This window comes from Collinsella sp. BM28, from assembly GCF_054551995.1.
In genome coordinates this window covers 939113-958083 of the sequence record NZ_JBTOLJ010000001.1, presented here as the reverse complement: position 1 = coordinate 958083, position 18971 = coordinate 939113, and the positions used below count along the sequence as shown (strand labels likewise).

20 protein-coding genes and 3 tRNA genes are annotated in these 18971 nt (G+C 60.6%); 1 reads left to right on the top strand and 22 read right to left on the bottom strand.

What is annotated here, in order from left to right:
• Window positions 1–39: 39 nt before the first annotated feature.
• From ACX9NZ_RS04110 to ACX9NZ_RS04005, 22 genes are all read right to left on the bottom strand, one after another.
• Entirely contained in the window at window positions 40–774 is a 735-nt protein-coding gene (locus ACX9NZ_RS04110) for a CDP-alcohol phosphatidyltransferase family protein (RefSeq protein ID WP_407496318.1), read from the bottom strand.
• Between the two features lie 112 nt (window positions 775–886).
• A tRNA-Pro gene (locus tag ACX9NZ_RS04105) sits at window positions 887–963 on the bottom strand.
• 59 nt (window positions 964–1022) lie between these two features.
• A complete protein-coding gene (gene coaBC, locus ACX9NZ_RS04100) occupies window positions 1023–2207 on the bottom strand; it encodes a bifunctional phosphopantothenoylcysteine decarboxylase/phosphopantothenate--cysteine ligase CoaBC (RefSeq protein WP_294158591.1) in 1185 nt (394 codons plus the stop codon).
• Between the two features lie 3 nt (window positions 2208–2210).
• On the bottom strand, window positions 2211–2924 hold the full coding sequence (locus ACX9NZ_RS04095) for a zinc ribbon domain-containing protein (RefSeq protein WP_294158587.1): 714 nt from the start codon (window positions 2922–2924) through the stop codon (window positions 2211–2213).
• Window positions 2921–3727 (bottom strand): Nif3-like dinuclear metal center hexameric protein, encoded by an 807-nt coding sequence (locus tag ACX9NZ_RS04090; RefSeq protein WP_118653858.1) that lies wholly within the window; start codon window positions 3725–3727, stop codon window positions 2921–2923. Before ACX9NZ_RS04090 ends, ACX9NZ_RS04095 begins: the two co-directional genes overlap by 4 nt.
• Entirely contained in the window at window positions 3728–4891 is a 1164-nt protein-coding gene (locus ACX9NZ_RS04085) for a cysteine desulfurase family protein (RefSeq protein ID WP_118653857.1), read from the bottom strand.
• Window positions 4892–4894: 3 nt separating this feature from the next.
• Entirely contained in the window at window positions 4895–5572 is a 678-nt protein-coding gene (rpe, locus tag ACX9NZ_RS04080; RefSeq protein WP_118653856.1) for a ribulose-phosphate 3-epimerase, read from the bottom strand.
• Between the two features lie 78 nt (window positions 5573–5650).
• The gene (locus tag ACX9NZ_RS04075; RefSeq protein ID WP_407496317.1) at window positions 5651–6667 is read right to left on the bottom strand and encodes an NAD(P)H-dependent glycerol-3-phosphate dehydrogenase; all 1017 of its coding nucleotides are present in this window, start codon (window positions 6665–6667) and stop codon (window positions 5651–5653) included.
• The gene (gene plsY, locus ACX9NZ_RS04070; protein ID WP_118653854.1) at window positions 6660–7358 is read right to left on the bottom strand and encodes a glycerol-3-phosphate 1-O-acyltransferase PlsY; all 699 of its coding nucleotides are present in this window, start codon (window positions 7356–7358) and stop codon (window positions 6660–6662) included. Before plsY ends, ACX9NZ_RS04075 begins: the two co-directional genes overlap by 8 nt.
• 3 nt (window positions 7359–7361) lie before the next feature.
• Window positions 7362–8699, bottom strand: coding sequence for a ribosome biogenesis GTPase Der (der, locus tag ACX9NZ_RS04065; RefSeq protein WP_294158579.1), 1338 nt, complete (start codon window positions 8697–8699; stop codon window positions 7362–7364).
• Between the two features lie 423 nt (window positions 8700–9122).
• Window positions 9123–10529 (bottom strand): DUF512 domain-containing protein, encoded by a 1407-nt coding sequence (locus ACX9NZ_RS04060; protein WP_407496315.1) that lies wholly within the window; start codon window positions 10527–10529, stop codon window positions 9123–9125.
• The gene (locus ACX9NZ_RS04055) at window positions 10529–11380 is read right to left on the bottom strand and encodes a 4-hydroxy-3-methylbut-2-enyl diphosphate reductase (RefSeq protein WP_118653852.1); all 852 of its coding nucleotides are present in this window, start codon (window positions 11378–11380) and stop codon (window positions 10529–10531) included. The genes ACX9NZ_RS04060 and ACX9NZ_RS04055 overlap by 1 nt, the downstream gene beginning before the upstream one ends.
• Window positions 11380–12117 carry a lysophospholipid acyltransferase family protein gene (locus tag ACX9NZ_RS04050; protein ID WP_330005514.1) on the bottom strand — a complete coding sequence of 246 codons (738 nt, stop codon included), beginning with the start codon at window positions 12115–12117 and terminating at the stop codon, window positions 11380–11382. Before ACX9NZ_RS04050 ends, ACX9NZ_RS04055 begins: the two co-directional genes overlap by 1 nt.
• Before the next feature lie 2 nt (window positions 12118–12119).
• On the bottom strand, window positions 12120–12800 hold the full coding sequence (gene cmk / locus ACX9NZ_RS04045) for a (d)CMP kinase (protein WP_118653851.1): 681 nt from the start codon (window positions 12798–12800) through the stop codon (window positions 12120–12122).
• Window positions 12797–13630 carry a pseudouridine synthase gene (locus ACX9NZ_RS04040; protein WP_369834834.1) on the bottom strand — a complete coding sequence of 278 codons (834 nt, stop codon included), beginning with the start codon at window positions 13628–13630 and terminating at the stop codon, window positions 12797–12799. The genes cmk and ACX9NZ_RS04040 overlap by 4 nt, the downstream gene beginning before the upstream one ends.
• Window positions 13623–14294 (bottom strand): SMC-Scp complex subunit ScpB, encoded by a 672-nt coding sequence (scpB, locus tag ACX9NZ_RS04035; RefSeq protein ID WP_407496313.1) that lies wholly within the window; start codon window positions 14292–14294, stop codon window positions 13623–13625. Before scpB ends, ACX9NZ_RS04040 begins: the two co-directional genes overlap by 8 nt.
• Window positions 14295–15101: a segregation and condensation protein A gene (locus ACX9NZ_RS04030; protein WP_407496311.1), complete on the bottom strand. Its 807-nt coding sequence runs from the start codon at window positions 15099–15101 to the stop codon at window positions 14295–14297.
• A gap of 51 nt (window positions 15102–15152) precedes the next feature.
• Complete coding sequence (locus tag ACX9NZ_RS04025) at window positions 15153–15836, bottom strand: site-2 protease family protein (protein WP_407496310.1); 684 nt, start codon at window positions 15834–15836, stop codon at window positions 15153–15155.
• Between the two features lie 8 nt (window positions 15837–15844).
• Window positions 15845–16141 (bottom strand): hypothetical protein, encoded by a 297-nt coding sequence (locus tag ACX9NZ_RS04020; protein ID WP_118653847.1) that lies wholly within the window; start codon window positions 16139–16141, stop codon window positions 15845–15847.
• Window positions 16128–18137: a ribosomal protection-like ABC-F family protein gene (gene abc-f / locus ACX9NZ_RS04015; protein WP_294122163.1), complete on the bottom strand. Its 2010-nt coding sequence runs from the start codon at window positions 18135–18137 to the stop codon at window positions 16128–16130. Before abc-f ends, ACX9NZ_RS04020 begins: the two co-directional genes overlap by 14 nt.
• Window positions 18138–18206: 69 nt before the next feature.
• A tRNA-Val gene (locus tag ACX9NZ_RS04010) sits at window positions 18207–18281 on the bottom strand.
• A gap of 188 nt (window positions 18282–18469) precedes the next feature.
• A tRNA-Ile gene (locus ACX9NZ_RS04005) sits at window positions 18470–18545 on the bottom strand.
• 163 nt (window positions 18546–18708) lie between these two features.
• Here ACX9NZ_RS04005 and ACX9NZ_RS04000 point away from each other — a divergent pair.
• Window positions 18709–18909, top strand: a complete 201-nt coding sequence (locus ACX9NZ_RS04000; RefSeq protein ID WP_294158565.1) for a DUF6019 family protein — start codon at window positions 18709–18711, stop codon at window positions 18907–18909.
• The last annotated feature ends 62 nt before the right edge of the window (window positions 18910–18971 follow it).

Genomic DNA, 18971 nt, shown 5'->3' with positions numbered 1-18971 from the left:
TCTAGCGCAAGCGGCACGCGTTCAGTGGGAATACGCAGACTATTCCTCTGCCGACTCCTCGTCCTCGTCGATCTCGGGGTTGAGGAAATCCTCGTCCTCGTCCTCAGGATGCGCGATGGCCGAGCGAATGGCCGCGATTCCCTTGGTCGTATAGACCACGCCGGTTAGAAGCGAGCAGCATACGCCTGCATATACGAAGTACATGCCAAGGGGCACCGCCTCACCATTGAGGCCGGGCAACCAGGTGATGGAGCTGGAAACGATGCCCATGCCATCGAGGACGGGAAGGCCCAGGAGCATAAGCGTGAAGCCGCTCATGAGCAACGCGGTCGCGAGCTTGCCGATGAAGACGACGTCGATGGGACGACGATGATAGCGCTTGACCACGAAATTGCCGAGGAACAGATAGATGTCGCGCCCAACGATGGCAAGGCAGATCCATAAGGGCAGCTCATGGCGAGCCACGAGGCCAACCACGCCGCAAAACAGCAGGGCACGGTCGACAATGGGATCGAGCATTTTCCCAAGCCAGCTGACCGTCTTGGTCATGCGAGCGATTTGACCGTCGAGCCAGTCGGTCGAGGCGGCGACGGCGTAGATGACGAGTGCGACATAGCGGTTGTAATCGGTAGCGAAGAGGAAGAGGAAGACACCGGTGAGGATAAGGCGCGTGAACGTAATGAAGTTGGAGATGGTGAAGATCTTGTTAGAAGGGTAATCGGAGGTGCCGATGAGCTCCTTCTTGATCTTTTTCCGAATCTTGCCAGCAGCCACGCGCGACTCCTTGTAACGATATAGACACTGGGAGGATGATACCCGCTTTACGACCGGATAAGCCTTCCGCAAATGAAAAAGGGCGACCATAAGGCCGCCCTCTCATGCTCCGTGGTCGGGACGACTGGATTTGAACCAGCGACCCCTTGCGCCCCATGCAAGTGCGCTACCAAGCTGCGCTACGTCCCGAAGCAAGGAAGTACTTTACCCAAAGCTCGGCATAGATGCAAGGATAAATTTGCAACTTCCTAAGATTTTAGTGCCTGTGCGCGCTTGAGCAGTTCGAATGCGAGGGCCTGTTTGCCCATGCATGGCAGGGGGTCCGCCATGTCGGGCGTAACCCAGAGCACCTCGTTCGTATCTGAACCGAACGTCGAGTCGGCACGGGAGACGTCGTTGGCGACGATGGCGTCGCAACCTTTGCGGGCGAGCTTGGCGTGCGCACGCTCGGCGAGGTGGTTGGTTTCAGCGGCGAAGCCGACAACGATGCGGTTCCCCTTACGAGCTGACATATCGGCGAGAATGTCCTGGGTCTTGATGAGCTCGATATGCTTGAGCTCGCCATCAGCCTTGCTGAGCTTTTGATCGGCGGGATGCGCCGGGGTGTAATCGGCGACGGCGGCGGCGCAGATGAGCATCGAGCATGCATCAAAGCGCTCGCTCACCGCGGCGTGCATCTGTGCCGCGCTCTCCACATGAACGCCCTCTACGCCGAAGGGAATCGATAGGCCTGCAGCTGCCGTCACCAGGGTCACATGGGCTCCCATTGCATGAGCCGCCCGCGCGAGGGCGTGTCCCATTTTGCCGCTCGAGCGATTCCCGATATATCGCACGGGATCGATGGCCTCGCGGGTCCCTCCGGCGGTGATGAGGACCCGCTCCCCCTCGAGCGCCTCGGATGTTTCAAGGGCGAGCAAGGCTCGAGCGACGATATCCTCGACATCGGCAAGCTTTCCCTCGCCCGAGTCTCCACAGGCGAGGTATCCGGAGATCGGGCGGACGATGTCGTATCCGCGCTCCTCGAGCGCGGCGATATTGCGCTGTGTGACGTCCGCCTGCCACATGCCTACGTTCATGGCAGGCGCCACGACAACCGGCGCGTTGCAGGCCAAGACGGTCGTGGTGAGCAGATCGTCGGCCTCTCCATGCGCGATCTTCGCGATCACGTTCGCCGTGGCCGGAGCGATGAGGACGGCATCGGGCTCTTTGGCGAGCGAGATATGGTGGATGGGGTCGGAGGGATTGTCGAACAAATCGACGGCGACCTCTTCATGCGTGAGCGCGCGAAACGTCGTCGGCCCCACAAAAGAGGTCGCATGCTCCGTCATACACACCTTGACGCGAACACCCGCCTTCTGGAGTCCACGCACGATTTCACAGGACTTGTATGCGGCGATGCATCCGGTGACGCAGACCAAGACCGTTTTCGCCATGGGCTACTCCTCGCAATCAAGCACGATGATGCGATGACAGTAGGGGCATTCGGCAATGTCGCGGGCATGGCGCAGGGCATCCATGGACGCGGGCTGAAGCGCGGTGCGGCAGACGGTGGGGACATTGCCCTCGATGCGCTCGACGGCAAGCCCTTTGAACCTGCTGAGCCCGCGCTCGTACAGATCGCGAACGTCCTCGGGCAAGCGACCCAGCAAATGCTCACGCCGGCGTATCAGCTCGTCGATTGAGGATTGCAAATCGGCCGCTTGAGAACGGGCGGCCTTGGTGTCCTCGATGATCGAAGCCTCGAACCGCGCAATGTAATCGGAGAGCTTTTGCTCACGCTCCCGTGCAAGGGCAAGGGCTTGACGTGCAGCAGGTCGATCGAACTCGATCTTATCGAGACGCTTGGCAATAAGCGAGAGCTCCTCCTCAAGATCGAGGAGCGCACGGTGGTCGCTGGCGTCGATGGGACGTGTCCGGGCTGCCTCCACCGCCTCGTGACATGCACGCTCGGCCTCATTAAGATCGTCCAAGGCGATTTGGGCGTCCTTGCGCGCGGCGAGCAGGCGCGTGGCCTCTGCCTTGAGTTTTGCGTGGGCCGAACGCTTCTTCGCGAGCTCCGCGATGAGCGGCAGATTATTGAGCGCGATGCGCTCACGTTCGAGCTCGAGATCGGTCTCCTGAAGTTTGAGAAGGTCGGAACCCATGCTCATGCGCATCCTCCTTGTGTAGGCACCCACCACTGGTGTGGGAGCGGAATGATATCTATACGGTCTTGGGCGACACCTGCGTTCGCGGTCGCATCGGCAAGTATGCGGCAAAACGGTTGCTCGGATCGGTCGTGACCGAGTAGGACAACAGAAAGCCCACGGAGCGCAAGGTCTTGCGCCCGGTGGTAACCGAGTTCACCGGTGACAACGACATCGCAGTTGCACGCGAGTGCCTGCTCACCGAAATCACCAAGCGAACCTCCCATGAAAGCAACGCGACAGACCGAAGAGGCGGCATCGCCCCAAACATGGGCACTCGTATCGAAGACGCTTTGAGCGGTAGACGCGAAATCACCCAAAAAGGTTTGTTCGATTTCGCAAACGGCTCCAAGGCCAGGCACATCGGGTTCGGTGACATGTTCGAGTGAGGAAAAGGCACTCAGGCCCATAAGGGCGGGAAGGGCCTGGCGTGCTTCCTTGGAACGATCGAGATTAGTGTGGAGGGAAATAACGCTCACGCCATGACGCGCCGCCTCGTACACCGCGGCGGACGAGCTTGGGCGCACGGACGAGGCGGGCGCGAAGCAATCGGGAGCGGAAATGTACACAGGGTGATGCGTGAGTAAGACATTAGCTCCCAACTCAGCGGTACGAAAAATCGCGTCGACCGTGGCATCGAGCGCGCAGGCGACCCCCTTGACCTCAGCATCGGGATCTCCGACGGAAAGACCAACGTGATCCCAAGCTTCGGCGTCCTCACGTGGGAACCTATCGAGTAGGTACGAAAGAAGTTCACTGACGAGCATCTATCCCACCACTTCCCACACGGCACGGGCAAAGCGATCGAGATCGCGCTCGTCGACGCGATCGTCAAACGAGATCCTAAGCGAGCCGAGGGCATCTTCGCGGGGAACCCCCATGGCGAGCAGGACGTGACTGGCATCAAGGCTCCCGCTCGAACATGCGCTGCCGGCGGAGACCTCAAAGCCGCGACCATCAAGCTGGAGGATGAGCTCTTCGGAGTCCATGCCCTCAACGTAGATGCTCACGATGCCGGGAAGTCGATCGATGGTGCTCCAATCCCCCATCGTCGCGTGAATACGGGGGTGCTCGCAAAGTGCCGCGTAGAGCTTATTCGCCATCATGCCCACGCGAACGGCATCGGTACGAACATTGGGAAGCAGCGCAGAAGTGGCTGCAGAGAGCGCTATGATGGCGCGCAGATCCTGCGTGCCGGGCCTGAGCCCCACCTCCTGGCCTCCGCCAAAGGAACGGGCCCGAATGGGCGTCCTGGTTTTGAGGTACAACGCACCGATTCCGACGGGTCCGCCGATCTTGTGGCCCGCAAGGGAAAGCGCGTCGACCCCGAGCTCGTTGACATCGAATGGCGTGTGGAGCCAGCCTTGGATTGCGTCGACGTGGATGCGTGCGCCATGTGCGTGTGCAACGCGGGCGAGTTCGCCTATGGGCTGCACGACGCCCGTCTCATTATTGGCCATCATCACTGACACGAGGGCGACATCGTCTCCCATCACCGCCGCAAGTGCATCGGGAAGAATTCGACCGGCTCGATCGGGCTTGACAAGATCGACTTCAAAGCCGGAAGCCCGAAGCGAAGCGATGTTGTCCAGGATGGAATCATGCTCGATTGCCGAGACGATGACACGCGTGCGCGTGCGCCAACGTTGTCGCACGGCATCCGGAATGCCGAGCAGTGCGAGGACGTTTGCCTCCGTTCCTCCCCCGGTGAAGATGATCTCGCTGGATCGCACCCGTGCGCCAAGGCTGTGGGCGATCGTGCGGCGACAGTCCTCGAGCTTAATCGCCGCTTGTCGCCCAAGCGAATGGAGGGAGTTGGGATTGACGCCCGCGAGCGGCGAGGAATCATATGCCTGTTGGGCCTTGATCGCCTCGGGTCGCATGGGAGTCGAGGCGGCGTAATCGAGGTTGACGTACTTCTGAGGCGGCATCTTCTAGGCACCAATCTTCGCGTATCCGAGTTCGCCGGCATGGCGAATGGCCTCGACGGCCGCCGCGGGATCGGAAGCGCCGAATACGGCGGAGCCGGCGACGAGCACGGTTGCGCCTGCGGCGGCGACCTCCTCGGCATTCCCCGACCCGATGCCTCCGTCCACCTCGATGAGGGGATTAACGCCATGCTCGCGGCACATCGCGGACAGGCGGCGGAGCTTGTCGAGCGTGCGGGGGATGAACTTCTGGCCTCCGAACCCGGGGTTCACACTCATGAGGAGCACCATGTCGAGGTCGTCGAGGATGTCTTCAAGAACAGAGACGGGCGTGGCGGGATTGAGCACGACGCCCGCCTTGCAGCCACGATCCTTAATGTGACAGATGGTGCGATGAAGATGGGTTGATGCCTCATAGTGCACGGTGATGAGGTCCGCCCCAGCGTCGATGTACCAGTCGACCGTGTCATCGGGATTCGAGATCATGAGATGGACGTCGAGTGGAATGTCGGTTGTGGACTTGCAGGCCTTGACGATGGCCGTGCCATAGCTGAGGTTGGGGACGAAGTGCCCATCCATAACGTCGACGTGGATATAGTCAGCGCACGAGATGCGGTCCAAGTCGCGCGCGAGGTTGGCCATATCGGCGGAGAGGATTGAGGGCGAGATCTTGATGGCTGACATGGTGATTCCTTTCGAGATCCTGGGGGGGGGTGGTGCAAAAGGGGCCCGTTCCCAACTGCACCACCCAAGAGCCGTCATTTAGTCCTCAAGGCCGTAAAACTCTTCGTTGGGGATGCGACTTACGAGGGCCGCAAGGGCGCTTTCGATCGTTTCTCCCCCATACAGGAGCTTTTCGAGTGCGAAGGTGAGGGGAACATCGACGCCCTTGCTACGGGCGAGCTCGCTGACGCTGCGCGCTGCGGCAGCGCCCTCCACCACCATGCGGCGGCGGTCCTGGTACTCCTTGAGTGTCTCGCCGTGGGCGAACGCTTCACCGAACGTGCGGTTGCGGGAGTGCTGGGACGTGCAGGTCACGATGAGGTCCCCCATACCCGCCAAGCCCATGCAGGTCATCGCCTCACCGCCGCAGGCGTGTACCAAGCGGCTGATCTCGGCCAGCCCGCGCGTCATGATGAGCGCGAGCGCGTTGTCGCCCATGCCGGATCCAGCGGCGATACCGCAGATGATGGCCATGACGTTCTTCATGGCACCGCACAACTCCACGCCCACCATGTCCGAGGAGAGGTACACACGAAAAGACGGGCTTAAAGTGAGTTCCTTGAAGAATTCCCCTATCTCGGTGCTCTCGCAGGCAATCGTCGAGGCGGAAAGGGCACCGCGGCAGATCTCCTCCGCATGGTTAGGGCCGGAAAGGGCCGCGATTCGCTCGGGATGGCCGATCTCACTGGCGATGATGTCGCTCATGAGCAGTCCGCTGCCCAGCTCGATACCCTTAGCGAGACAGAGCACGGGAAGCGCATCGGATATGAAGGGCGCGCAGTCGCGGGCAACGCCGCGCAGGAACGCAGACGGCACGGCGAAGATGGCCGCATCCGCACCTGCAAGTGCCTCATCATGTGAGTTCGTGGCCGTGACCGTCTCGGGCAGCTTGAAGTCCTTGAGGAAGCACTCATTCGTATGGCGCTCGTTGATCTCGGTCACGGGGTCCAGGTCGTAGGACCACATGGTGACGGAGTTGCCATTCGAGGCAACGAGCCCCGCCATGGCAGTGCCCCATGAGCCTGTTCCAATTAGTGCAATGTGCATGTCACTCATCCATCTTGTCGACGCGTTTGCTTAGTGAGAGCTTCGATTCCCTACCACTCATGAGCTTCTTGATATTGCCGCGGTGGGCCCATACGACGAGAAGCCCGAGGAATCCCATAATGAGTTTGAAGGTAAGGGAGGCCTGGGGGAAGAGCATGCACGCCGTGACGCCGACGAGAGCGGCCGTGGCAATCGAGCCGACACTCACGAATTTAGTGATGGCGACGAGGACGATGAAAATGCCTAAGTGAAGCAGCGCCCAAGGCACGTTGATCGCAAACAGCACACCGACCCCCGTGGCGATTGACTTGCCGCCCTTGAAGTGCAAGTAGAAGCTGAACATGTGGCCGATGACGCACGAGAGGGCGAGCACGGCAATAACGTAGTCATGCGAGCCGCCCGGGTAGAACGCCGCGCGCTCGACGCCGAATGGCCCGAGCACTCCCGAAAGCGGGATGAGCGACAGGTTGACACAGATGACGCCCTTCAAGACATCACACAAAAGGGTGAGCACGGCAACCTTGGGACCGCCCGCGCGGAGGGCATTCGTCGTACCGATGTTGCCCGAACCAACCTTCTGCAGGTCAACGTGGGCAAGACTCTTTGCGAAAATCTTACCGAAGGGGATGCCGCAGAGAGCGTAGTTAAGCAGACAGCAGAACCCGAGGAATAGCCACGGGTGAATGGGGACGCCTGCCATCTGCTACTCCTTGTCCTTGTCGCTCTTCTTGGCGCGGAATCGCAGGCGGATCGGCGTGCCCTTGAAATCAAAGGTCGCGCGCATGCGGTTCTCGATGTAGCGCTTGTAGTTGTCGCTCACGAGATCCGTATGGTTGACAAAGAAGGTGAACGCCGGGGGCTTCTCGCCGGTCTGCGTGACGTAATGCATCTTGAGGCGGCGTTTGCCGTCGGAGACGGTGTGGCCAAACTCACGCATATCGGTGAGCAGACGATTGAGTTGCGAGGTGGTGATATGAGAGGCACGGCGCTCGGCGGCGGCGTCGACCATGTCCCAGATCTTGTGGACGGAGCGACCCGTGAGGGCGGAGATGCGCAGGTACTCGGCCCACGGTGCCATGGTGAGACGACGATTGACCGTCTCCATGACGGCCTCGCGCTCATAGTCGTCCTTGAGCAGATCCCACTTGTTCAGAAGCACCACGAGGGCGCACCCGCGTTCGATGGCAAGATTAGCGACCTTCTGGTCCTGCTCGGTGACGCCCGTGGAGGCGTCGACGACGAGCAGCGCGACGTCGGCGCGATCGATGGCACGCAGACCGCGCACCATGGAGTAGTACTCGATGTTCTCGTAAACGGTGCTCTTCTTGCGGATGCCGGCGGTATCGACCATGCGATAGCGCTTGCCATCGCGTTCGACCACCGTGTCGATGGCGTCACGCGTGGTGCCTGCGACGTTGCTCACGATGGAGCGGTCGTTGCCGATCATCTTGTTGAACAGCGAGGACTTGCCGGCGTTCGGGCGGCCTATGATGGCGACGCGCAGGGTGTCGGGCTCCGTGTCCTCATCACCCGTGTCCTCGGGCAGTAGGGCGACGACCTCGTCGAGCAGGTCACCCGTGCCATGGCCATGCAGGGCGGACACGGCGACCGGGTCGCCCACGCCCAAAGAGTAGAACTCCCACAGATTGTCGTTCTCTCGAGCGGGATTGTCGAGTTTGTTTACGAGCAGGAACGTGGGCTTCTTGAGCTTGCGCACCATGCGCGCGACGCTCTCATCCTCTTCAGTGACGCCAATGGAGCCATCAACGACGAACAGGATGACGGCAGCCTCCTCGGCGGCGGCGAGGGCCTGGTCACGGATGGAGGTGGCAAAGACGTCGTCGCTCTTCATGGGCTCAATGCCGCCGGTATCGACGAGCATGAACTCGCGGCCATTCCAATCGGCCACGTGATAGCTGCGGTCGCGCGTCACGCCACGGCTCTGGTGAACAATGGCGTCGGAGGTCTGGGCGATACGGTTGACGAGCGTCGACTTGCCCACGTTCGGGCGGCCGACGATCGCGACGATAGGTCGGGACATACGTACTCCTTGAGTAGTCAGAACTGCAAGAATCTTACCATGCGCTCGGTACGGGCACGCACGCCAGCGGCCTGGACATAATCTCTTCGGGTGTGGCTCCGCTTCGCTCCACAAAACACCCTACGAGAATATGTCCAGGCCTCAGGGCTTTGAGCCCCTACTTTCGCTCGCGTTGAATACAAGTCTTGGTGAACCGTAGACGTATCGAAGCTGACATTCCATCCCACCCCCCGCGCTCGCACCCATATCATCCCGTGCTCAAACAGCGCTTCGCGAACTGCGCGCGGGACGATATGGGTGCAAGCGCGGGCTACGACAAACGATACGCAGTTCCGCACGAGCCGAAGGGTCCTGGGGACCCTTCGTGCGAGCCAGGATTGTCCGAGCACGGGATGATATGCCAGCCGGCAGCGGAACGGTGGGTTAGAGCAGCGTATCGAGCATGAGGTTCGGCGCGGGGGTGGCGTAGCGGACGATGGCTCCGCGGGCGATGAGCTCTTCGGTGACGCTCTCGCGGCTTTGTCCGTCGAGGGTGAGTCCGTCGTAGTTGAACATCACGTTGGGGATGAGGACCTCGATGTTGGAGAGGTCCCTCGGTAGCTGTCCGAGTAGGTCGCACGCACAGATGAGACCCGTCACGTTGACGTTGCCGCCGAAGTATTCGTTCTTGATGGCGTGCGTACTCATCAGGCCGGCGGGAGTAAAGAGTCGGCAGAACTCGTCGAAGGTGCTTTGAGCCGCCTCTCCGCAGGTGATGAGGACGCGTTTGTCCGCTGAAATCAGTCTCTCCCCCGCCCTCGCTATGTCTTCAGGTCGGCTTCTCCTCAGCTCCTCAACCTCATCGAGGAAGCTCCTCAGCATGCCGATGCCATCGTAGAACTGCGGGAACCCGTCGTAGGTCTCTGCGGGCGGCACGGGAAGTTCGGCGTCGATGTAGAACTCATCGGCGAGTTGGAACACCGTGCTGCCCCGCGTTGCGCGGGCGCGCTCCTGAAACGGCTCAAGCATGTGGACCACGGCGCGCGACGTCTCGACGTCATCGGAGTAGGAAGCGGTAAAGCGATGCTGATGTTTGGTAAATCCCAGGGGCACGATTGCCAGACTCGTGATGCCGGGGTGCGCCTCAACGTACTCGAGGGTGGCCAAGAGCTCTTCGCCATCGTTGATGCCGGGACACAGGACGATCTGGGCGTGGATCTCGATACCCGCATCGAGAAAACGCTCGAGCACCTCGATGCCGCGCGCGGCGTTGCGACCTATGAGCTTACGGCGGCAATCGGGGTTGATTGCGTGGAGGCTCACGTTCATGGGGGACAGCATCTTGTCGATGGCGTCGTCAACCTCATGGTCGGACATGTTGGTGAGCGTGACGAAGTTGCCTTGTAGAAAACTCAGACGGTAGTCGTCGTCGCGTATGGTGAGGGTTGAGCGGCTTTCCTTGGGGAGCATGTTCATAAAACAGAAGATGCATGCGTTCACGCAGGTGCGCATCCCGTCAAAGACCACACCATCGAAATCGGCACCCCACTCCTCTCCGGGGAATCGCTCGATGACGGCAGTGGCCACGGTACCGTCGCGTGGGTCGAAGACCTCGATTTCCGCCTCGACATCTTCGGTCTCCCACAACCAGACAATCATATCGGTCAGTGGCTGGCCATTGACGCTGAGCACGCGCATGCCAGGCTCGAGGCCGATATCGTATGCCGGGGAATCGGAAGCGACGGAAAGCACGAGCGCTCCGTCAGAAGAAGGTTCTCTTGATAGGGCGTACGGAGCGACGGTACCCGCATATGAGGGCACCGTGGGACCCGTGACCATGGGCTTGTCCATTAGGGCTCCAAAAGGCGGTTTATGCAGGCGAGCGCAGCATCGATATGGGCACCGGGAGTCGATGCGCCAGCGGTGATGCCTACAAGCGCGACTCCTTCGAACCATGTGCGCTGAATTTCGGAGGAGTCCTCGATATGGTGCGTGCGAGGGCAGCAAGCCATGCAGATTTCGGCGAGCCGACGCGTATTTCCCGAGTTCTTGCCGCCTATGACGATCATGACATCGGCGCGAGATGCGAGCTCGGCGGCGCTATCCTGGCGCTCTTGCGTAGCTGAGCAGATCGTGTTGACCACGCGTAGATCCATGGTGCGCAGCGCGAGGGCACTCACGATTGCGGCGAGATTGGCGGGAGTTTGAGTCGTCTGCACGACGACGCCAACCTTGCGCGCGAGATCGACCCCATCGAGGTCATGGGGTGTCGAAACGACATGTGCGGCATCTCCCGCGTGCCCCAAAATCCCCTCGACCTCAGGATGGCCGCTCTCCCCCACCACGATGAGTTGGTACCCCTCGCGAACGAGTTTCTCGGCAGCCATGTGGACTTTCTTGACATACGGGCAGGTGGCGTCGAGGACCTCGAGCCCTTTGGCTCGAGCTTGGTCGATGACCTGGGGAACCACGCCATGGGCACGGATGATGAGCGTGCCCGACTCCACCTCATCAACCGTCTGAGCGCCTTTCACGCCGGCGGACTCAAGATCGCGCACGACAATGGGGTTATGGATGAGGGGGCCGAGCGTCGTGACGGATCCGCGGGCGCTTTCGGCGGCATGTGCGGCAAGTTTGAGGGCCCGCTCGACGCCGTAACAAACGCCGGCGTGGGAAGCGACCTCGATACTAAGATCGGCCATTAGTACCTCCCAGGATGCTCGCGGCGAAGCTCGTCGCGGATGGCGTACATCCTGCGAACAGCTTCGTCCTCGACCCACTGGGTGCGCTCACGGCGCTTAAGACCCTCGGGCGCGTCGGCAAAAGACACCTTGTCGCCTGCACGGAGCCAGCATTTCTTGGGTCGCATGAGTTTCTTGCCCGCAGGGGTGATGTCGCGGAAACCGCAGACGGCCATAGGCGCGACGGGCGCCTTGCCCATCTGGGCGATCAAGGCAAAGCCGCCATGCACCTCGACGGGCTGGTCGTCCGTGCGAATCCTCGTCCCCTCAGGGAAAATCAACACGTCTTCTCCGCGCTGCAAGGCATGTTGCGCGGCGCGAAGGGCACTCATATCGGCTTCCCCGCGGTCGACCGGAATGCCGCCCGCCAGTGCGAACGCCCAGCGGACGATGCCCGCCTTGTTGAATTCCGATTTGAAAATGGGACGGACCCTGCGATGCGCCGCCCATTCATGCGTGATGATGGGCAGCACTTCGGCCATGGAGGTATGGTTGCAAATGATGACGGCACTCGATCCATCAGATCCGTGGAGCTTCTCGGCATCCTCGACTCGCCAACGCCACATGAGTTTGGAAAAGACCCAGAGGACAGCCATGACGAATGTATAGATCATGCGTTCATGCAGGGGAAACTCAGCCATGGGGGCGTCATAGTGCCAAGCGCCCGAACGCTCTTCCTTCTTAGCCTCGTCTGCCACGCCTATCTCCGTTCCGCAATGAGCTGCTCGATCTTGTCCACGATCTGCTCGATGGTGTAGCTGGTGGAATCGATGCGTACCGCATCGTCGGCGCAGACCAGAGGAGCGGTTTCGCGCTGGGAGTCGAGTGCGTCGCGGCGTTCGATGTCCGCGAGCGTCTGCTCGACTTCCGCCTGGATCTGGGCCTCGTCAACGTGCTCGCCCTCATGACGCTGCAGCACACGGCGACGCGCGCGCTCACGGGGGTCGGCGGTGAGAAACACCTTGAGCTCAGCCGCGGGAAACACGACCGTTCCGATGTCGCGACCTTCCGCCACGACGTCGCGATCGAGGGCGAAGCGGCGCTGGGGATCGAGCATGGCGCTGCGGACGCCGGGGTTCGCAGCGGCAGCGGATACGTTGCGATCGACCTCGGGCGTGCGAATGGCCTCGCTCACGTCCTCGCCATCGACGAAGACCGATACGTTTCCGTGCGACTCGCCACCGAACGTGATGTGTATGTCGCGTGCGAGCTGGGCGACCGCATCGACATCGGCGAGGTCGATGCCGCGACGAAGCGCGGCCAAGGCCACGGAGCGATACATGGCTCCCGTATCGAGCTTGGAGAAGCCGAACCGCGATGCGACCTCTCGGGCAATCGTCGATTTACCAGATCCGGCTGGTCCGTCGATGGCGATGATCATTTGTTCTCCTTCTGCTTGAGTCCATTGGTGAGGAGCGAAACTTCGTACTCGGTCAATTCGCGCCAAGACCCCGAGGGCAAATCGCCGAGGTCGAGATCACCAAAACGCGCGCGGTGGAGCCTGAGAACCGGATGTCCGACTTTGGAAAGCATGCGCTTGACTTGGTTCTTACGACCCTCGCGTATGGCGATCTCGACCGCCGAAGTACCGTGCGGTATTCCCCGAGGCGCGACCTCGTGAGCCTCACGCTTGCCTATGAGACGGCAACGGGCGGGTTGACAGGGTCCGTCATCGAGCGTGATGCCGTGCCTCAGCATCTCCAGGTCGCCGTCATCCAGCTCGCCGTCCACCAGGGCCACGTAGGTCTTCCACACGTGATGGGATGGATGCAAAAGCATTTGGCCCAGATCGCCATCAGTGGTGAACAGAAGCAGCCCCGTGGTGTCCATATCGAGTCTCCCAACGGGAAAGAGACCCGGGTATGCGTGGCGCGGAACGAGATTCGCGACGGTGGGGCGACCGTGGGGATCGCTCATGGTGGTCAATACCCCTGCCGGTTTGTTGAGCATGATATATGCCGCGCCGAGACCCAGAACCACGGGGACGTCGTCGACGGTGACGGCGTCACGAGCGGGATCGACTTTGGTGCCGAGCTCGGTCTTGACCTCGCCGTTAACGCGAACACGGCCGGCTGTCATGAGCGCTTCCGATCCTCGCCTACTCGCCACGCCGGCGCGCGCGAGAAAACGCTGCAAGCGCATGGGTACGAGGCGCTCGTCATCGGGGTGGACCTTCGCGGTATTTCGGTTCGGCCCCTGCTCGCTACACATCGAAATCCTCGTCGACGTCCCCATCGATGAGCTCACGCTCCTCCTCGAGGTCCTCATCGACCTCATCGAGCGTCGATTGGATGGAGCGGCCCGAGAGTCGCTCGCGGATAAATTGACGCGCCTGTTCATCGGGGGCGAACTGCTCAAGATCGGGCAGATCGCGCGTGCTGCGCAGGCCGAACTTCTCCAAAAACGCATTGGTCGTTCCATAGATGATGGCCTGGCCCCGCTGGGGGTCGCGTCCCATCTCGCGAATTAGACCCTTGTCGACGAGTGACGAGATGACGCCGTCGGAGTTGACGCCGCGAATGCCCTTGACCATTTCGCGTGTGACGGGTTGGTGGTACGCGATGACCGCGAGCGTTTCCAGCGCGGCCTGAGATAGCTTTTGGGTGTCCCAAGACAACACGAACGCTTCAACCTGCTCATGGAAGGCGGGGTGCGTGAACAAGCGCCATCCGCCGGCGACCTCACGGAGCTGAAAGCCGCGGTTCGCCTCCTCATACTCGACTTTGAGCTCGGCCAGCAGAGAGGCGACCTCGCCGGGCGCAACGTGGAGCACCGAGGAGAGTTGGCTTGCGCTCACCGGGTCGCTCGAGACGAGCAAGAGCGCCTCGAGAGCGCCTTTCAGTGAGTTCTCGGCGAGTGATTCCAAGTTGTCCATTTAGTCCTCCTCGTCAAAGAGGGAGCCGTCATCGGGGTGGTACGCGGGCGCGCCCTCAACACGGTCGATGCGAATGGTGCCGAAGTTCTCATCCTGCTCAAGCAGGAGCGATCCGCGCTTGGCGAGCTCGAGAATGGCGAGAAACGTGGCGACGATCTGCTCGGTGGTGGCATCGCCGTCGAGCAGATCCCTGAACGTCATATGGGGACGCGCCGTGGTAACCCGATCGACCGAGGCGACGGTGAGCTCGATGGGAATGCGGTGCGGAGCGACGTGTTCGGCTTCGAGCAGGAAGGTCTCGCGCTTACCGTCCAAGTCCGCGCAGATGACCGCCAAGCCCCTCAACGTGATGCCGGCGAGGTAGTCGGGCATGAGGTTCAAGAACTCTGGATCGGGACCGGCAACGCGGGGATGCATGCGGTTCTCGGACTCCATACGCGCGTCAAGGGCCGCAGCAGCGCCCTTGAACTGCTTGTAGGCGATGAGACGCTGGATGAGCACTTCGCGTAGCGCGTCGCCGTCGAGCCCCTCGAATTCATCATCGAGATCTGCGTCGTCGCGGGAATTCGGGTGCTCGTCATCGGGAACGAGAGAAGACGCCTTGATATCGAGCAAGGTCGCGGCAACGAGCAGAAAGTCGCTCGCGACATCGAGGTCAAGTGCCTCGATCCGCTCGACCTCGGCCAAGTACTGCTCGGCGACCTCTGCGATGGAAATAGATCCAATATCGACCTTTTGCCTGGTCACCAATTGCAGCAGCAAGTCGAAGGGGCCCGAGTAGCCCTGCGTGGAAACGCGATAGGACACCAAACTCCCCCTTCTCATCGCGCATGCACATACAGAAATTAGTTTAGCGCACTACATCCCGAGCGCGAAGCGGACGAGCAAGAGGTACAGGGGATCGACCGTCAAAGAGAAATACCAATCCAAGATATCGATATGCACAAGGCTGGGAAGGATGTAGAGCACCACGATGAGGATGGGCATCGAGTAGCGCTGGATCTCATAGTACGTCTGCAGCGCGCGTCCTTTGAGAAACGGAACGAGGATCGACGAACCGTCGAGCGGGGGCAGCGGGATGAGGTTGAAAAACGCAAGGGAGAGGTTGACGGAAATGCTCGTAAAGGCAAAGCCAATAACCGCATTGACAACCGCACCGCTGTAGGGATCCATGAGCGTGGCACCGGGGATGCCGCGCAAGATGAGCGCCGCGATTCCGGCAAGCAGGATATTGGACGCTGGGCCAGCAAGCGATATGAGGACCTCATCGCGGCGCGGATGCTTGAGGTTGTTCAGATAGACCGGAACGGGTTTGGCGAACGCGAAGACAGGACCTCCGACGAGAATCATGATCAATGGAAGTAAGACCGTTCCAAAGGGATCGATATGCTTGAGCGGGTTGAGGGAGAGCCTTCCCTGGGACCGGGCGGTCCTGTCTCCGAGCACATAGGCCGCGAGGGCGTGGGCACTCTCGTGGACGACGATGCCGACGATCAGCGCAAGCGCGCTGGTGAGAAGGCTCAGCAAATACGGGAAATTCATGAGGTCTCCTAGCGCAGCGCCCGAGAGATGCGGACGCAGAGGTAATCGATGACGAAGAACGCGACGGCCATGCAGGCGAAGTCGAAGCGGAACACGCCGCCAAAGGGGGTGGCGATGAGCCCATAGCCCGAAATCATCGCGGGAAGCGCCTGGGTGAGCTCGACCACGAAGGTCACGATGTTGAGTTTTGCGGCAACGCCGTTAAAGCAGAGCGCAACGGTCAGTGCGCACAGGGCGCATGCGATGACGCGACAGGCGAACCCGATGACGGAAAGGGCGATGGCACCAGCCTTACGCGCATCCACGAGCAGTCTCTTCCTCGATGATGGTCGAAAGCTCGAGCCATTCGTCCTCCAAGTCGGGCAATTCCTGCTTGAGGGCGTTGTATTCCCCGAGCGCCGCGCTGAACTTTTCTTGGTCGGCGTACAACTCCTCGCTCGCCATCAGCTCCATGAGCTCATCGTAGCGGGCACGTTTGACCTCGAGCGCAGCCTCGACGTTCTTGAGCTTGTCCTTGGTTCCCTTGAGTCGGCGATTAAGCTCGGCGCGTGCCGCCGCCTCTGCCCGACGCTGTTCCTTGGTCTTTTTGCCCTCGCGTACGGGCTCGGCTGTTGATTCAACATTGGTTAAAGGAGCTTTGCTTGGTAACGGCGTGACGGGCAGGTGACCCTCCGCTGCGCGTTGCGCCAAGTCCTCTCGCTTGTAGAGGTAATACTCGTAATCACCGTCGATGACGGTCATCTTGCCGTTCCTGATATCGACAACACGATTGGCGACCGATCGGACGAGGTGCTCGTCGTGCGAGATGAGCACAATAGTGCCGGGGAAGCTCTTGAGGGCGTTTTCGAGCATGTCGACCGAGTCGATGTCGAGGTGGTTTGTGGGCTCGTCCAGGCACAGGAGTGCCTCGGGAGCGACCAGCATCTTGGCGAGCGCAAGACGCGCGCGCTCGCCGCCGGAGAGGACTCCGACGCGTTTGTCGACATCGTCGCCGGCGAAGAGGAAGGCGCCAAGCAGGCTGCGTTGTTGCGGAACGGTCCAGGTGGGGGCGACCGAGTCGATCTCCTGAAGGACGGTGTTGCCCTCTTTGAGCCCCTCGAGCTGATGCTGGGCGTAATACGCCACGCCCACATGGGTGCCGAGCGTACGCGTGCCAGTGGTTGGGGCCTCCTGCCCTATGAGCATCTTGAGAAGCGTCGACTTGCCCGCTCCGTTTGGGCCCACCAGGGCCACACGGTCACCGCGGTACAGTGTGAGGTTTGCATCCTCATAAAGGACCTTGTCGCCGTAGCGCTTGGAGAAGTCCTCAAGCTTGATAACCATATCGCCGGAGCGAGGAGGATCGGGGAACTTGAAGTTCACGTGCTTGTGGCCCTCGGGAAGGATGACGAGCTCGCTCTTGATCTGCTCGATGCGGCGCATGCGTTCTTGCGCTTGCGCGGCCTTGGTGGGCTTGTAGCGGAACTTATCGACGAACACCTGCATGTGGGCGATCTCGCGCTCCTGCGCGGCGCGCTTGGCGCGCATCTGCTCGAGGTTGTCCTCTCGCTGCTTGAGATAGGAGCTGTAATTGCCGGTGTAGGTGGTGATGCGGCGGTTCTCAAGTGCCGCAACGTGATCCACACAGGCATCCATGAAGGCGCGGTCATGGGAGACGATGAGCACGGCGCCCTCGTAGGCCGATATGAAGCCACGCAACCACTGGACGCTTTCGAGGTCCAAGTGGTTGGTGGGCTCGTCGAGCAGCAGGACATCGGGGTGGCGCAAGAACAATTTTGCCAGCGCGATGCGCATCTGCCAGCCGCCGGAGAACTCCGAGCAGGGCTGCTCGAAATCGGTCGGCTTGAAACCCAGTCCAGCGAGAATTTGACGCGCATTGCTCTCGAGCTCGTAGCCACCCAAACGCTCGAAGCGGTCCTGCACATGACCATACTCGTCAAGCATGGCCTGAGGGACCTCGCCAGACTCTCCGGCCTCGGCAATCTTGAGCTGAAGCTCCTCGGCGCGCTCCCCCATCGTCTTGATTTCGATCGCAGCGTCCATAACCTCCCGGATGATGGAGGTGGCACCGGCGAGCTTGGTCTCCTGCTCCAGATAGCCGACATTTGTGTCCTTTGCGAAGGTCACGGATCCGGCATCGGGGTTGTCGAGGCCCATGATGATCTTGAGGAGGGTCGTTTTGCCTGCACCGTTGGGGCCGACCAGCGCGTAGCGCTCACCAGCGTTCACCTGTAGCGTAGCCCCGGTGAAGAGGGTGCGGGAACCGAACGATTTCTCGATCTTGTCGACCAGGAGAATCATGTCAACCTCACTTTGCACATGCGCGTGATAGCAAAAAGGCTCCAGTTCCCTGGAGCCTTAAATGTTTGATGGTGGGCGATACAAGATTCGAACTTGTGACCCCATCCGTGTGAAGGATATGCTCTACCCCTGAGCCAATCGCCCGTGCTTTTCAGCAAGGAGAATACTAGCATGGATGCGAGCCTTAGTGCAAGAGGTAATTTGAAAAGCCCGGAGAGAGTCGCGCTGAAGGCCCCAGCCGTAACCAGACGCCGATCGACACCAGTAGATACGAAGCTGAATTCCACACGTAAACCAAAAAGGCCAGGCACGCGGCCTGACCTTAGGTTTCATGGTGGGCCCTCCGGGATTCGAACCCAGAACCCAGGGATTATGAGTCCCCTGCGCTAACCGTTGCGCCAAGAGCCCGTATGCAGTGCCACGACGGCTTCGATGAGAAAAAGGATCGCTCCCAAATGCCGTGACCCGTCGATAGATACTATCATGCGCCGCCGTCGCATTCAACGCGCGATTATGGCCTCGAGACCCGCACACCCCTCTTCCTGGGGACTATGACGTCAATTGAGTGGCAATGCAGAAGATTGGAAATGGCATGGTTCCGTCAGAACTGGCCCCGTTACCTGGCTTGCTCTTTGCGCTCTTACCCATTGCGATGCTGTTCGCAGTGGGCTATTTCCTCAGTAAGGCCGCAGTAAAGAACGGTATCAAAGAAGCACTTCGCGACATCGGTGGCATCAATAGTCTTACCAATTCCAACTCCAAAGACGCCTAGACCCTGCGACCGCATCCTCAAGCAAAGACAGCGGATCGAAGGTTTACAGCAAATCCCCAAGG